The sequence below is a fragment of the Streptomyces sp. NPDC015144 genome (assembly GCF_043079735.1).
GTDB lineage: Bacteria > Actinomycetota > Actinomycetes > Streptomycetales > Streptomycetaceae > Streptomyces.
In genome coordinates this window covers 226147-241577 of sequence record NZ_JBIBUU010000014.1, presented here as the reverse complement: position 1 = coordinate 241577, position 15431 = coordinate 226147, and the positions used below count along the sequence as shown (strand labels likewise).

9 protein-coding genes are annotated in these 15431 nt (G+C 69.8%); 5 read left to right on the top strand and 4 right to left on the bottom strand.

Features of this window, described 5'->3' with window-relative positions:
- Nucleotides 1–252: 252 nt before the first annotated feature.
- Genes ACF08W_RS24090 through ACF08W_RS24070 form a run of 5 tightly spaced genes read left to right on the top strand, consistent with a single transcriptional unit; the run spans nt 253 to nt 6019 of the window.
- Nucleotides 253–999 (top strand): hypothetical protein, encoded by a 747-nt coding sequence (locus tag ACF08W_RS24090; protein ID WP_392280478.1) that lies wholly within the window; start codon nt 253–255, stop codon nt 997–999.
- Complete coding sequence (locus tag ACF08W_RS24085; RefSeq protein ID WP_392280477.1) at nt 996–3170, top strand: hypothetical protein; 2175 nt, start codon at nt 996–998, stop codon at nt 3168–3170. Before ACF08W_RS24090 ends, ACF08W_RS24085 begins: the two co-directional genes overlap by 4 nt.
- Before the next feature lie 34 nt (nt 3171–3204).
- On the top strand, nt 3205–4509 hold the full coding sequence (locus ACF08W_RS24080) for a hypothetical protein (RefSeq protein ID WP_392280476.1): 1305 nt from the start codon (nt 3205–3207) through the stop codon (nt 4507–4509).
- The gene (locus ACF08W_RS24075) at nt 4506–5015 is read left to right on the top strand and encodes a Pycsar system effector family protein (RefSeq protein ID WP_392280475.1); all 510 of its coding nucleotides are present in this window, start codon (nt 4506–4508) and stop codon (nt 5013–5015) included. The genes ACF08W_RS24080 and ACF08W_RS24075 overlap by 4 nt, the downstream gene beginning before the upstream one ends.
- A gap of 26 nt (nt 5016–5041) precedes the next feature.
- The gene (locus tag ACF08W_RS24070) at nt 5042–6019 is read left to right on the top strand and encodes a M48 family metalloprotease (RefSeq protein WP_392280474.1); all 978 of its coding nucleotides are present in this window, start codon (nt 5042–5044) and stop codon (nt 6017–6019) included.
- Between the two features lie 66 nt (nt 6020–6085).
- Here ACF08W_RS24070 and ACF08W_RS24065 read toward each other — a convergent pair whose 3' ends face one another.
- From ACF08W_RS24065 to rplJ, 4 genes are all read right to left on the bottom strand, one after another.
- The gene (locus ACF08W_RS24065; RefSeq protein ID WP_352276123.1) at nt 6086–10000 is read right to left on the bottom strand and encodes a DNA-directed RNA polymerase subunit beta'; all 3915 of its coding nucleotides are present in this window, start codon (nt 9998–10000) and stop codon (nt 6086–6088) included.
- A 129-nt stretch (nt 10001–10129) separates the two neighbouring features.
- Nucleotides 10130–13615, bottom strand: coding sequence for a DNA-directed RNA polymerase subunit beta (rpoB, locus tag ACF08W_RS24060; protein ID WP_352276121.1), 3486 nt, complete (start codon nt 13613–13615; stop codon nt 10130–10132).
- 621 nt (nt 13616–14236) lie between these two features.
- Nucleotides 14237–14620 (bottom strand): 50S ribosomal protein L7/L12, encoded by a 384-nt coding sequence (gene rplL, locus ACF08W_RS24055; RefSeq protein ID WP_352276120.1) that lies wholly within the window; start codon nt 14618–14620, stop codon nt 14237–14239.
- Between the two features lie 111 nt (nt 14621–14731).
- Nucleotides 14732–15262 carry a 50S ribosomal protein L10 gene (gene rplJ / locus ACF08W_RS24050; protein ID WP_352276119.1) on the bottom strand — a complete coding sequence of 177 codons (531 nt, stop codon included), beginning with the start codon at nt 15260–15262 and terminating at the stop codon, nt 14732–14734.
- Nucleotides 15263–15431: the final 169 nt, after the last annotated feature.

Below are 15431 nucleotides of genomic sequence, written 5' to 3'. Positions count from 1 at the left end.
CCCCGATACATCCAGTATCGGGGTGCCCCTCCGCCTTGCGATCGCACGCACCGGACACCGCACGGCCCGGCCTCCGGCCGGACGACGGCAGTTTGGAGACAGGTCCTAGGGCGGGTTCCGCGGCCCGGAGCTCTCTGTGCACACGGTCACAGACCGAGTGCGCCATCGTGCCTCACCGCCCCGGCCTCCCCGGCGCCACGCTCGTGTTCCCGGCCCGCCAGGACGGCGAGGGCCACGAGCGAGAGGCATTCCGTGAACGATCCGGTGAGCAGCACGATCCTGCTGCTCGACATCGAGAAGTACAGCGAGCGCGACGACGTCGAGCAGGCGTTCCTGCGCCGCATGCTCTACGACCTGACCGACCGGGCCCTGCTGGCGGCCGGGATCGACGAGACCCGGCGGCGGCGGGCGGACCGCGGGGACTCCGTGATGGAGCTGATCGACGCCAACTGCTCGGTGGTCGCCCTGCTGCGGGCGCTGCTGACCGAGCTGCCGGCCCGGCTGCACAGTCTGAACCGGCGCGCCTCCGCCTCGGCGCGGATGCGGCTGCGTGGAGTGGTCGCCTCGGGCTTCGTGGCGGTGGATCCGCTCGACGGCTGGGTGGGCAGCGATCTCAACCACGCGTGCCGGCTGCTGGACGCGGACGCGCTGCGGGAGGCGCTCCGGGCGGGCCCGGGCGACTTCACGCTCGGCGTCTCCGACTCCGTCTACCAGGGGGTCGTACGGCACAGCCACACGGGCGTCCCGGCCGAGGAGTTCCGCCCCGTCGTGGTGGACAGCAAGAACGGCCCGCTCGACGCGTGGCTGCACGGGCCCCTCCCGCAGCAGGCCCCCCGGGGTGCGGACGCCGCTCCGGCCGCCCCGCTGCCGGAGCCCGGTCCCGCGTCCGTGCCCGGTTCCGGCGGGGCCCCGATCACCGGCGGCGTCTTCGGCGGCACCAACCACGGCATCGGCGGCGGCACGTTCCACGGGAACGTCAGCTTCGGCGGCGGCCGGTGAGCACCGAGGAAGAGGCGCACGGGACCCCCGCCGCCGAGGACGGCCAGGGCGCCGAGCCGCCGGAGGACCCGCACCCCGAGGAGGAGGGCGCGGGCGAGGAGAAGAAGACCGACCAGCCGCAGCCCGCCTGGGCGGCCCGGCGGGACCTGGCGAGCCACACCCCGCGGACCATGGGGTTCGGGGACGGCTCCCGGATCGGCGGAGGCGTCTTCGGCGGCACCAACCACGGCATCGGCGGCGGCACGTTCTACGGGGACGTCCTGCAGCGGACCGAGATCGTCTACCGGTTCGACGCGCCCTCCGCCCTCCCTGCCTCGGGCGAGATCGCCCCGTCCGTCCTGACGGCGCTGTCCGCGTGCTTCGCCCCCGGGCGGGACGACTTCGACGCGCTGGCCGACCGGCTCCGCGACGAGCATGTGCTGGTCCTCTCGGGGCCGTACCACTCGGGTCGGCGGACCGCCGCTCTCATGCTGATGCACCGGATCGGCGCCGATCCGGTCCGGGCGATGGACCGGGACACCACCCCCGAACAGCTCACGGCCGGGATCAAGGGGGCTGAACCGGGCGGCGGCCGGACCGGGTACGTCCTGTGCGACCTGGTCACCCCGCCCGGCCGGCCGCTGCGCGAGGCGGACCTGCTGGCCGCCCGCGAGGAGCTGGGCGCGGACGCGTACCTGGTGATCACCACGGGCCCGGCCGCCCTGCTGGAGGACGTACCGGTGGTGGAGTGGGGGGCGCCCGCGCCGGGTGACGTCCTCGCCGCGCATCTGGCGGCGCTGCCGGGCGGCGAGGAGCGGGTGCCGGAGCTGCTGGCGCTGCCCGCCACGGCCGCCTTCCTCGAACGCCACCACCAGCCGCGCGAGGCCGCCCGGTTCGCCCGGCTCCTGGCCTCGTACGCGACCGGCACGGCCGAGGCCGCGCGCCTCGACGGCTTCTCCCTGCACGCGCTGGAGCGCCAGGTCCAGGAGTGGTTCGAGGACGACGGGACCGTACTGCACCTGCGCGAGAAGGCGTTCCTCGTCGCACTGGCCGCCTTCGACGAGGGGCCGTACGCCCTGACGGCGGAGCTGGCCGATCTGCTCTACGCCGCCCTGGAGAGGACCGACAGCCGGTTGCAGCCCGCCGTCCCGGTCTTCGGTACGCACATCGGCAAGCGGCTCCAGCTGGCACGGGCGCGCCGGTTCGAGGCGGAGGAGCCCACCGAGTGGGGTCCGGTCCAGCAGGTGAAGGCGGCCTTTCTCGACGAGCGGACGCCGCTCGTGCTGCTGCGCGAACTCTGGACCGGGCACCCCTCGGCGCGGCCCGCCCTCGTGCACTGGCTGCGGCAGTTGGCCGGGGACGGGCGGCCCTTCGTCCGCACCAGGGCCGCCTCCACCGTCGCCGTGCTCGCCCACACCGACCTGCCGTCCGCCATGGCGCTGATCGTCGAGCCGTGGGCCTCGTCCCGCCTCTACCGGCACCGGAGCGTCGCCGTCGGCGCGCTCACGCTGACCCATGTGCTGGGCACCCCCCATGTGCCGCGCATCCTCGACGCCTGGTGCGAGAGCGAGGAGTCGTCGCTGCGCTGGGTGGCCATCCGGGCCCACGGGATGATCGGGCCGGAGCGCCCGGTGGAGGCCCTGGCCGCCCTGCGCGCGGCGGCCCGGCACGAGGCGGGGCGGCCGGAGCCGGATCCGGAGCTGATGGGGCAGCTCGCCGAGTCCGTGGAGCTGCTGCTGCTGTCACCGGCGGGCGAGGAGGTGACCGCGGAGCTGGTACGGACGGTGCACGACGACCGGCCCGCCGCCGATCTCGCGCTCGGCGGCTTCCTGGGGGCCTGCCGCCGCGCCGACCAGGACGAACGCCACGGCCTGCCGAGCGTGCTGGCCCGGTACGCGCGGGCGTCCACGACGCACACCCCCGAGGCGTCCGGCATCGCCGGGCTCTGGCGCACCGCGCTGGGCAGCCGGGGCCACACCCGGGACGCCCTCGGGGTGCTCCGCCAGTGGGTGCTCGCGGCGGACCGTGCCCCCGCCGCCGAGTGGGCACTCGCCGCCCTGCTGCCCGCGCTGGTCACCACCGAGCCGGAGCACCGGCGGATCAGCCACCTGCTGCGGACCATGCCCGGCGAGGACGGCGCCGGTCCCCCGCCCGTGGCCGCCCGGCTGCTGACCGTACTGCCCCGTCCCTGACCCCGCCCCTTCCTCCGCGACAGGAGAGAACCCCATGCCCGAATTCCGCCGCGCACCCGACTGGGACCAACAGGCAGACCGCGCGACGCGGTTGACCGACCCGGTGGTCACGGTCCGGCAGCTGTCCCGTTTCGGCTTCTCCCGCCGTCCGCTCACCCGGATCGACCACGCGCTGGTCTTCTCGGCCCGCGACGGCTCGTACACCACCTACCTCCCCCCGCTCCGGCCCACCAGGACCGCGGCCGCCGCGAAGCGCTACACCGCGGTGTACGAGGTCGACACGGGGGTCCACCCGGTCCGCGAGGAGATCGCGCTGCCGAGCGACGACGACGCCTTCGAGTTCACGGCGGTCGTGGAGCTGGCGTGGCGGGTCGTCGATCCCGAACGGTTCGTGGCGAGCCGGCACCGGGACGTGCCCCGGCTGCTGATCGGCGAACTGGAGCAGGCGGCCCGCCCCGTCACCCGCCGCTACCCCGCCGCCCGGAGCGCGGCGGCCGAGGAGGCGCTGCTGCGGGAGGTCGGCGCCCGGGGAACACTCGGCGCCCATGCCGGGCTCACGGCGGACTGGACGGTCCGGCTCCACGGCGACCAGGAAGTCGTCGGCCACGTCCGTCGCATGCGTTTCATCGACCACGAGTCCACCGAGCAGATCCGCACCGAACTCCTCGGCGAGGAACACGATGCCGCGGTCGACCGGCGCGCCAGGGCGCAGGACGCCCTCCAGACGGAGCGCGCCGCCGAGTTCGAGGAGCGGCAGCACCTGCTGAAACTGCGGCAGCAGCGGTGGCAGCACGCGGAGGAGGTCGACCGGGCACGCGCGCTGCTGGAGCTCCAGCAGGTGAACGCGGAGAAGATCGCCTTCTACGAGAAGTACCTGGAGCAGGGCGGAGTCCGCGCGTGGGCGCTCCATCTCGTGAACCACCCCGAGGCCACCGAACTGGTGGCCTCCAGCCTCCGCCAGGACCAGCTCCAGGTGGTCAGGTCCCAGCTGGAGCTGGCGAAGGAGCTGCTGAAGGGCGACAGCGCCGAGAGCCATGAGCTGGAGGCCCCGAAGCAGCACGCGTTCCAGGCCCTGATCGACGTACTGGACCAGTACCTTCCCGGCGTCACCGCGCACAGCACGGCCGAGGGGCGGCTGACCGTGTCGATGCCGCGCGAGGCCGCGCGGACGGCACCGCTCACGAAGCTCCCGGGCATGCGGTCCGACACCCCGGCCACGTTCCCCGGCTGGCAGCCCCCGCCCGGCTACGGAAGCACTCCCCTGGCCCCGGACGGTCCCGACGACACGGCGAAGGCACCGGCCGGGGACGAGTCGGCCGAGGAAGGCGCGGGCACATGACCGGCCGTGCGCCGGAGCGCCCCACCACGGCCGGGGAACGGCTCCTGGCCGACCTTCGGGCCGAGGTCGCCCGGGCCGACGGCAAGGCGTCCGTCCTGGTCGCCGCGGTCGGCACGACGGCGGGCGTGCTCAGCGGCTGGCTGGCGGGCCGGGCCTGGCGGCCGGGCGCGCTCGACGGCGCCGGGACGGCCCTGTGGTGGACGGGAGTGGGCGGGCTGGCGGCCGCGCTGGTCGCCCTGCTGATGGCCGTGCTCCCGCGCTACCCCCGCAGCGTCTGGGTCCCCGGCGAACCGCTCACCTACTTCGGGGACATCCAGGACGCCGCCCGGCGGGGCCGGCTCCCGGAGGCGCTCGACGCCACCGAGCGCTCCCGAACCACCGCCCTCGTCACCGCCCTGGCCGAGACCAGCCGGATCGCCCTGTGCAAACACCGGTGGATACGGGCCGGGCTGCTCGCCTACGCCCTGAGCACCGTCCTGCTCCCCGTCTCACTGCTGCTCGGCTGAGCCCCGACCGCCGAAGGATGACCACGATGCCACCGACCCCACACCCCCAGGACCCGGACGACAGCCGCGTGCCGCCGGACGGGTCCGCCCCCGACGACCTGGTCTACGAGCACGGCCCCGGCCGCCGTGCGTACTACGCGGCCCGTCAGCGGCGGACGGACCTCACCGCCCTGGCACAGCTGGCGCTCGCGCTGCCCGCCTTCCTGACGAGTGCGCTGGTGGTCCTGCTCGTGGGCGGGCTCCTGGAGTACGGGGCCGGGGTGCCGTTCTGGATACCGGCCGCCCTCTGGCTGGTCTCCGGCGCCCTGGTCTTCCACCGGCCCACGGAGGACCTGCTCGCCCGCCACCTGTTCGGGCTGCGGCGGCCGATGCCCCGGGAGGCCGCCCGGCTGGAGCCGGTCTGGCGGGAGGTGACGGCCGTCGCCGGCATCGACGGGTCCCGCTACCGGCTCTGGGTCGAGGACAGCGACGGCCTCAACGCACTCGCCGCCGCCGGGCACATCGTCGGCGTCACCCGGTACGCGCTGGAACGGCTGTCGAGCCGCCGACTGGCCGCCGTACTCGCCCACGAGCTGGGGCACCACACCGGCGGCCACGCCTGGTCGCTGCTGCTCTGCCACTGGTACGGGCTGCCCGGACGGCTGGTGCGGCGGGTACTGCGCACGCTGGCGGCCCTGGCGGTCACGCCCTCCCGCTGTGCGGTCTACGCGGCCGGGGGCGTCCTGCTCCTCGCGCTGGGCGGGCTCGACTCCACGGCCACCCGGATCCTCTACGGGCTTCCGCTGCTGCTCGCGCTCCCGTACCTGTCGGCGGCCGTGGGACGGCGCGCCGAGCTCCGTGCCGACCGGCACGCCGCGGTGCTCGGCTTCGCCCCTGACCTCGCCGAGGTGCTGGAGGCGCTCCACGAGGACGAGCGGCCGACGCACACCTCGGTGCCCGCCCGGCTGCTCGCCACCCACCCCGACGTCCCGACCCGGCTCCACCACCTGCGGGCCTACCTGTGAACGCCGAAGGGCGGCCACCCCGTACGCAACGGGGTGGCCGCCCTCAGGACCTGTCAGGCGACTCGCTTACTGGTTGTACGGACCGTAGTCGTAGTCCTCCAGCGGGACGGCCTGGCCGGAGCCGGTGCCGAACGGCGAGTAGTCGATGTCCTCGTAGCCGACGGCCGAGTACATCGCGGCCTTGGCCTCCTCGGTCGGCTCGACCCGGATGTTGCGGTAACGGGACAGGCCCGTACCGGCCGGGATGAGCTTACCGATGATGACGTTCTCCTTGAGGCCGATGAGGCTGTCGGACTTGGCGTTGATCGCCGCGTCCGTCAGAACTCGGGTCGTCTCCTGGAAGGAGGCGGCCGACAGCCAGGATTCCGTCGCCAGCGAGGCCTTGGTGATACCCATCAGCTGCGGACGGCCGGAGGCGGGGTGACCGCCCTCGGTGACCACACGACGGTTCTCGGTCTCGAACTTCGAGCGCTCGACGAGCTCGCCCGGCAGCAGCTCCGCGTCGCCGGACTCGATGATCGTCACGCGGCGGAGCATCTGCCGGATGATGATCTCGATGTGCTTGTCGTGGATCGACACACCCTGCGAGTTGTAGACCTTCTGGACCTCGCCGACCAGGTGCACCTGGACCGCACGCTGGCCGAGGATGCGCAGCACGTCGTGCGGGTTGGTGGCACCGACGGTGAGCTTCTGGCCGACCTCGACGTGGTCGCCCTCGCCCACCAGCAGACGGGCACGCTTGGAGATCGGGAAGGGGATCTCGTCGCTGCCGTCGTCCGGGGTGACGACGATCTTCTTGGTCTTCTCGGTCTCCTCGATCCGGACCCGGCCCGCGGACTCCGAGATCGGGGCGACACCCTTGGGCGTACGGGCCTCGAAGAGCTCGACGACACGGGGCAGACCCTGGGTGATGTCGTCACCGGCCACACCACCGGTGTGGAAGGTACGCATCGTCAGCTGGGTACCGGGCTCACCGATGGACTGGGCGGCGATGATGCCGACCGCCTCACCGATGTCGACCAGCTTGCCGGTGGCGAGCGAGCGGCCGTAGCAGAAGGCACAGGTGCCGACCGCGGACTCGCAGGTCAGGACCGAGCGGGTCTTGACCTCCTCGACGCCGTGCCTGACCAGCTGGTCGATGAGCACGTCACCGAGGTCGACGTTGGCCGGCGCGATGACCTTGCCGTCGACGACGACGTCCTCGGCCAGCATGCGGGCGTAGACGCTGGTCTCGACGTCCTCGGTCTTGCGGAGGACACCGTCGGCGCCCCGCTCCGCGATCTTCAGCTTGAGGCCGCGCTCGGTGCCGCAGTCCTCCTCGCGGATGATCACGTCCTGCGAGACGTCCACCAGACGACGGGTCAGGTAACCCGAGTCGGCGGTACGCAGGGCGGTGTCCGCCAGACCCTTACGGGCACCGTGCGTGGAGATGAAGTACTCCAGCACGGACAGGCCCTCGCGGAAGGACGCCTTGATGGGACGCGGGATCGTCTCGTTCTTGGCGTTGGACACCAGACCACGCATACCGGCGATCTGACGCATCTGCATCATGTTTCCTCGGGCGCCCGAGTCGACCATCATGAAGATCGGGTTGGTCCGCGGGAAGTTCGCGTTCATCGCCTCGGCGACCTCGTTGGTCGCCTTGGTCCAGATCGCGATGAGCTCCTGCGTGCGCTCGTCCTTGGTGATCAGACCGCGCTCGTACTGCTTCTGGACCTTCTCGTCCTGCGCCTCGTAGCCCGCGACGATCGCCTTCTTGGCCTCGGGGACCACGACGTCGGAGATGGCCACGGTGACACCGGAACGGGTCGCCCAGTGGAAGCCGGCCGCCTTCAGGTTGTCGAGCGTCGCCGCCACGATGACCTTGGGGTAGCGCTCGGCGAGGTCGTTGACGATCTCGGAGAGCTGCTTCTTGCCGACCGAGTAGTCGACGAACGGGTAGTCCTCGGGCAGCAGCTCGTTGAAGAGCGCGCGGCCCAGCGAGGTCCGCAGCCGGAACGAGTCGCCCGGCTGGAACTCGCGCTCCGCGACGCCGTCGTCGCCCTCCTCCGAGACCGGCGGCACCCAGCCGCGCGGCGGGATGGTGCCCACCGGGAAGCGGATGTCGACCTTCGCCTGGAGGGACAGCTCGCGGGCGTCGAAGGCCATGATCGCCTCGGCCGTGGAGCCGAAGGAGCGGCCCTGTCCGACGACGTCGCGCTCCTCCTCGTCCGTGGTGAGGAAGAACAGGCCCAGCACCATGTCCTGGGTCGGCATGGTGACCGGACGGCCGTCGGCCGGCTTGAGGATGTTGTTCGAGGACAGCATCAGGATGCGGGCCTCGGCCTGCGCCTCCGCGGAGAGCGGCAGGTGCACGGCCATCTGGTCACCGTCGAAGTCCGCGTTGAACGCGGTGCAGACGAGCGGATGGATCTGGATGGCCTTGCCCTCGACCAGCTGCGGCTCGAAGGCCTGGATGCCGAGGCGGTGCAGCGTGGGCGCACGGTTCAGCAGGACCGGGTGCTCGGCGATGACCTCTTCGAGGACGTCGTACACGACCGTGCGGCCGCGCTCGACCATCCGCTTGGCCGACTTGATGTTCTGCGCGTGGTTCAGGTCGACCAGGCGCTTCATCACGAACGGCTTGAAGAGCTCCAGCGCCATGGCCTTCGGCAGACCGCACTGGTGCAGCTTGAGCTGCGGACCGACGACGATCACGGAACGCGCGGAGTAGTCCACACGCTTGCCGAGCAGGTTCTGACGGAAGCGACCCTGCTTGCCCTTGAGCATGTCGGACAGCGACTTCAGCGGACGGTTGCCGGGGCCCGTGACCGGGCGACCACGACGGCCGTTGTCGAAGAGCGCGTCGACAGCCTCCTGGAGCATGCGCTTCTCGTTGTTCACGATGATCTCGGGCGCGCCGAGGTCGAGAAGCCGCTTCAGGCGGTTGTTGCGGTTGATGACGCGGCGGTACAGGTCGTTCAGGTCGGAGGTCGCGAAGCGGCCACCGTCCAGCTGCACCATCGGACGCAGGTCCGGCGGGATGACCGGCACGCAGTCGAGCACCATGCCCTTGGGCTTGTTGCTGGTCTGCAGGAACGCGGAGACGACCTTGAGGCGCTTGAGCGCACGGGTCTTCTTCTGGCCCTTGCCGGTGCGGATGATCTCGCGGAGGCGCTCGGCCTCCTCGTCGAGGTCGAAGGACTCCAGGCGCTTCTGCAGCGCGGCGGCGCCCATGCAGCCGTCGAAGTACGTGCCGAAGCGGTCACGCAGCTCGCGGTAGAGCAGCTCGTCGCCCTCCAGGTCCTGGACCTTGAGGTTCTTGAAGCGGCTCCACACCTCGTCGAGACGGTCGATCTCGCGCTGCGCACGGTCGCGCAGCTGCTTCATCTCACGCTCGGCACCCTCGCGCACCTTGCGGCGCACGTCGGCCTTGGCACCCTCGGCCTCCAGCTCGGCCAGGTCGGTCTCGAGCTTCTTGGCGCGGGCTTCCAGGTCGGCGTCGCGGCGGTTCTCGATCTGCTGACGCTCGACGGAGACGTGCGCCTCCAGCGACGGCAGGTCGCGCGTACGGCGCTCCTCGTCCACGAACGTGATCATGTACGCGGCGAAGTAGATGACCTTTTCCAGGTCCTTCGGCGCGAGGTCGAGGAGGTAGCCCAGGCGCGACGGGACGCCCTTGAAGTACCAGATGTGGGTGACGGGAGCGGCGAGCTCGATGTGGCCCATCCGCTCACGGCGCACCTTGGCGCGCGTGACCTCGACGCCACAGCGCTCACAGATGATGCCCTTGAAGCGGACACGCTTGTACTTGCCGCAGTAGCACTCCCAGTCCCGGGTCGGACCGAAGATCTTCTCGCAGAAGAGTCCGTCCTTTTCGGGCTTGAGCGTGCGGTAGTTGATGGTCTCCGGCTTCTTCACTTCGCCGTGGGACCAGGTACGAATGTCGTCCGCGGTGGCGAGGCCGATCCGCAGCTCGTCGAAGAAGTTGACGTCGAGCACTTGTCGTCAATCCCTCTTTCGGGGGTTCGAGCCCCCTCGCGTCAGGCGAGAAATCGGGGCACTTCAGCAATGGTCTGAACGGGTCCGGGGAGAGCCGGCCGGATCACGGGGATCCGGCCGGCCAACCCGTCAGACCTCTTCGACGCTGCTCGGCTCGCGCCGGGACAGGTCGATACCGAGCTCCTCCGCCGCGCGGAAGACGTCCTCGTCGGTGTCGCGCATCTCGATGGACATGCCGTCCGAGGACAGCACCTCCACGTTGAGGCAGAGCGACTGCATTTCCTTGATGAGCACCTTGAAGGACTCGGGAATGCCCGGCTCGGGGATGTTCTCGCCCTTGACGATGGCCTCGTAGACCTTCACGCGGCCGGTCACGTCGTCGGACTTGATGGTCAGGAGCTCCTGGAGGGCGTATGCGGCGCCGTATGCCTCAAGGGCCCACACCTCCATCTCGCCGAATCGCTGTCCACCGAACTGCGCCTTACCACCGAGCGGCTGCTGGGTGATCATGGAGTACGGGCCCGTCGAACGCGCGTGGAGCTTGTCGTCGACGAGGTGGTGCAGCTTGAGGATGTACATGTAGCCGACCGAGACCGGGTCCGGGAACGGCTCGCCGGAGCGGCCGTCGAACAGCTGGGCCTTGCCGGAGGGCTGTACCAGGCGGTCGCCGTCGCGGTTCGGGATCGTGGCCTCGAAGAGACCGGAGATCTCGTCCTCGCGCGCACCGTCGAAGACGGGGGTGGCGACGTTGGTGCCGGGGGCGACCTGGTCGGCGCCGATGGCCTGGAGCCGCTTGGCCCACTCGTCACCGAGGCCGGAGACGTCCCAGCCGCGGCTGGCGAGCCAGCCGAGGTGGATCTCCAGGACCTGTCCCGGGTTCATTCGGGACGGGACACCCAGCGGGTTGAGGATGATGTCGACCGGGGTGCCGTCCTCGAGGAACGGCATGTCCTCGATCGGGAGGATCTTCGAGATGACGCCCTTGTTGCCGTGACGGCCGGCGAGCTTGTCACCGTCGGTGATCTTGCGCTTCTGAGCGACGTAGACGCGGACCAGCTGGTTCACGCCCGGCGGCAGCTCGTCGCCCTCCTCGCGGTCGAAGACGCGGACGCCGATGACCTTGCCGATCTCGCCGTGCGGGACCTTCAGCGAGGTGTCGCGGACCTCGCGCGCCTTCTCACCGAAGATCGCGCGGAGCAGGCGCTCCTCGGGGGTCAGCTCGGTCTCACCCTTGGGCGTGACCTTGCCGACGAGAATGTCACCGGCGACGACCTCGGCACCGATCCGGATGATGCCGCGCTCGTCGAGGTCGGCGAGGACCTCCTCGGAGACGTTCGGGATGTCCCGGGTGATCTCCTCGGGGCCCAGCTTGGTGTCACGGGCGTCGACCTCGTGCTCCTCGATGTGGATCGAGGAGAGGACGTCGTCCTGCACGAGGCGCTGCGACAGGATGATCGCGTCCTCGTAGTTGTGACCCTCCCACGGCATGAACGCCACGAGCAAGTTCTTGCCGAGGGCCATCTCGCCGTTCTCGGTGGCCGGACCGTCCGCGAGGACCTGGTCGGCGACGACCCGGTCGCCCTCGGAGACGACGACCTTCTGGTTGACCGAGGTGCCCTGGTTGGAGCGCATGAACTTGGCGATGCGGTACGTGGTGTACGTGCCGTCGTCGTTGGTCACGGTGATGTAGTCCGCGGAGACCTCCTGGACCACACCGTCCTTCTCGGCCTTGAGCACGTCGCCGGCGTCGGTGGCGCAGCGGTACTCCATGCCGGTACCGACGAGCGGGGCCTCCGACTTAATCAGCGGCACCGCCTGACGCATCATGTTCGCGCCCATGAGGGCACGGTTGGCGTCGTCGTGCTCCAGGAAGGGGATCATCGCGGTGGCGACGGACACCATCTGGCGCGGCGAGACGTCCATGTAGTCGACGTCCGTGCCGGGCACGTAGTCGACCTCGCCGCCACGGCGGCGGACCAGCACGCGGGACTCGGCGAACCGGAGGTCGTCGGTCAGCGGCGCGTTGGCCTGCGCGATGACGAAGCGGTCCTCCTCGTCGGCGGTCAGGTAGTCGACCTCGTCGGTGACCTGGTCGTCGACGACCTTGCGGTACGGCGTCTCGATGAAGCCGAAGGCGTTGATCCGGCCGTAGGAGGCCAGCGAGCCGATCAGACCGATGTTCGGGCCTTCGGGCGTCTCGATCGGGCACATGCGGCCGTAGTGCGAGGGGTGCACGTCACGGACCTCGAACCCGGCCCGCTCACGGGAGAGACCACCCGGGCCGAGCGCGTTGAGACGACGCTTGTGCGTCAGCCCCGACAGCGGGTTGTTCTGGTCCATGAACTGCGACAGCTGGCTGGTGCCGAAGAACTCCTTGATGGAGGCGACGACCGGCCGGATGTTGATCAGGGTCTGCGGCGTGATCGCCTCGACGTCCTGGGTGGTCATGCGCTCGCGCACGACGCGCTCCATACGGGCGAGACCCGTACGGACCTGGTTCTGGATCAGCTCGCCGACGTTGCGGATGCGGCGGTTGCCGAAGTGGTCGATGTCGTCGGTCTCGACGATGATCGACCGGCCGGACTCGCCGACCGTCTCGGTCTCACCGGCGTGCAGCTTGACCAGGTACTTGATCGTCGCGATGACGTCGTCGCTGGTGAGCACACCGGCGTCGAGCGGCTCGTCGGCGCCGAGCTTCTTGTTCACCTTGTAGCGGCCGACCTTCGCGAGGTCGTAGCGCTTCGGGTTGAAGTAGAGGTTCTCCAGCAGCGTCTGAGCGGCCTCGCGGGTGGGCGGCTCGCCCGGGCGCAGCTTGCGGTAGATGTCGAGCAGCGCGTCGTCCTGGCCCTGGGTGTGGTCCTTCTCCAGGGTGGCGCGCATGGACTCGTACTCGCCGAACTCCTCCAGGATCTGCTCGGTGGTCCAGCCGAGAGCCTTCAGGAGAACGGTGACGGACTGCTTGCGCTTGCGGTCGATGCGGACGCCGACCATATCGCGCTTGTCGATCTCCATCTCCAGCCAGGCACCCCGGGACGGGATGATCTTGGCGGAGAAGATGTCCTTGTCGGACGTCTTGTCGATGGAGGAGTCGAAGTAGACGCCCGGCGAGCGGACCAGCTGCGACACGACGACACGCTCGGTGCCGTTGATGACGAAGGTGCCCTTGTTGGTCATCAACGGGAAGTCGCCCATGAAGACCGTCTGGGACTTGATCTCGCCGGTTTCGTTGTTGGTGAACTCGGCGGTGACGAAGAGCGGGGCGGCGAACGTGAAGTCGCGCTCCTTGCACTCGTCGATCGAGTTCTTCGGGGGCTCGAAGCGGTGGTCGCGGAAAGTCAGCGACATCGACCCGGAGAAGTCCTCGATCGGCGAGATCTCCTCGAAGATCTCTTCCAGGCCGGACTTGGTGGGGACGTTTTGTCCGCTGTCCAGAGCAGCCTCGACGCGAGCCTTCCATGCGGCATTGCCGAGGAGCCAGTCAAAACTCTCGGTCTGCAGCGCGAGGAGGTTCGGAACCTCGAGGGGCTCCTTGATCTTTGCAAAGGAGATGCGCAGCGGGGCAGTGCTGGCACCGTTGTTCGTATTCGCGGTCGAGGCGTTGCGCGAGGCGGCCAAGAGGGGGTCCTTCCGAGGGCTCGGACTCACTACGCGCGTACCGGTCCCAAGCCGGACACGGTGACAGTCGAACCCCGACCCAAGCCAAAAGGCCAGGTCAGAGGCGATCAATCATCGGTGCTCAAGCGAGGGCATGCCCCTGGTGACGGGCAGGAGGCAGCTAACAGGCAGCGCAAAGGGTCAGTGTAGCCAAAAGGCACACTGATGTCCAGTGGGGGTTCTCAGAGACCCACGTCGCTCTCAACAGCTGTTCTCAACACCCATGGCTAGAACCTTTGCGCGCGATGCGCTCTTCTTTACTGCCCGCTCCGTCCACGATCCATGCCTCGAATCCCGGATCGTTGTGACGACGCGTCCTGAGAATTGCGCGCCGCGTGCGGTTCGTCAAGGCCCTCCCCCGGGGAGGAGGCCCCGGGCCCTCCGTCCGGCCCGCCTTCCGGCGCCGGTCGGCCGCACCGCGAGGCAACAGCGATGATCACCATACTCGTCAACGCGGGAAGAGCAAGGCAGCCGCTTCGGGTACGCCGAAGGGCGACCACCCCGATGGGTGATCGCCCTTCGTCAGATGACGTCCGTGCCGTGCGGCACGGGGCGCCAGGAGGAGTCAGCAGACTCCCTGAGTCACTTGACCTCGACGGAAGCGCCGGCGGCCTTGAGGGACTCGGCAGCCTTCTCGGCGGCCTCCTTGGCGACCTTCTCGAGGACCGGCTTCGGGGTGCCGTCGACGAGGTCCTTGGCCTCCTTCAGACCCAGCGAGGTCAGCTCACGCACGACCTTGATGACCTGGATCTTCTTGTCGCCGGCGCCGGTGAGGATGACGTCGAACTCGTCCTTCTCCTCGACGGCCTCGGCAACGGCGCCCGGGCCGGCCGGACCGGCGACGGCGACGGCCGCGGCGGCGGTGACGTCGAACTTCTCCTCGAAGGCCTTCACGAACTCGGAGAGCTCGATGAGGGTCATCGTCTCGAACTGCGCGAGCAGGTCTTCCTGGGACAGCTTCGCCATGATGGCGTCCTTCCACTAATTCGGCAGGTGCCGGATGTACATGTAGGCGGGCGTACGTTCGGCCCGCTGCGACCGTCTCCCTGATGGGCGGCGGTCAATGCGCGAGCCGAGTTACTCGGCACCGCCCTGCTCGTCGAGCTTGACGCGAAGCGCCTCCGCGGTGCGGACGAACTTCGACGGCAGCGCCTGGAGGAGCTGAGCAGTCTGGGACTGCTTGCCCTTGAAGGCACCGGCCAGCTTGCTGAGCAGAACCTCGCGGGACTCGAGGTCCGCAAGCTTCTTGATCTCATCGGCGGACAGCGCCTTGCCATCAAGGACACCGCCCTTGATGATCAGGTTCGGGTTCTCCTTGGCGAAGTCACGAAGACCCTTCGCCGACTCCACCGGGTCACCGGTGATGAAGGCAACCGCCGTCGGACCGGTGAACTGGTCGTCGAGCGAGGTGATCCCGGCCTCGTTGGCCGCAATCTTGGTCAGCGTGTTCTTCACCACGGCGTACTGGGCGTTCTCACCGAGCGAACGACGCAGCGTCTTGAGCTGCGCCACGGTGAGACCCCGGTACTCGGTCAGCACGGCGGCGTTCGAGCTGCGGAACTGGTCCGCGAGCTCGGCTACCGCGGCAGCCTTGTCGGGCCTTGCCATGAGCGTCGGCCTCCTTCCGGGTGATGAGGACCGCTCAGAAGGGGCCGGGAAAGACGAAACGCCCCGGCGCAGGCGCCAGGGCGTAGCTCGACCGAAAAGAATTCCGGGAGCTTTCCACAGTCACCTGCGCAGGTCGTCCGTACTCTACGGATCCTTCGGCCACCGGCCC

What these genes read in the sequence shown, in the direction of transcription:
- rplJ (WP_352276119.1), bottom strand. Translation starts at nt 15,262, where the DNA reads ATGGCAAGGCCCGACAAGGCTGCCGCGGTAGCCGAGCTCGCGGACCAG.
- ACF08W_RS24080 (WP_392280476.1), top strand. Translation starts at nt 3,205, where the DNA reads ATGCCCGAATTCCGCCGCGCACCCGACTGGGACCAACAGGCAGACCGC.
- ACF08W_RS24075 (WP_392280475.1), top strand. Translation starts at nt 4,506, where the DNA reads ATGACCGGCCGTGCGCCGGAGCGCCCCACCACGGCCGGGGAACGGCTC.
- rplL (WP_352276120.1), bottom strand. Translation starts at nt 14,620, where the DNA reads ATGGCGAAGCTGTCCCAGGAAGACCTGCTCGCGCAGTTCGAGACGATG.
- ACF08W_RS24070 (WP_392280474.1), top strand. Translation starts at nt 5,042, where the DNA reads ATGCCACCGACCCCACACCCCCAGGACCCGGACGACAGCCGCGTGCCG.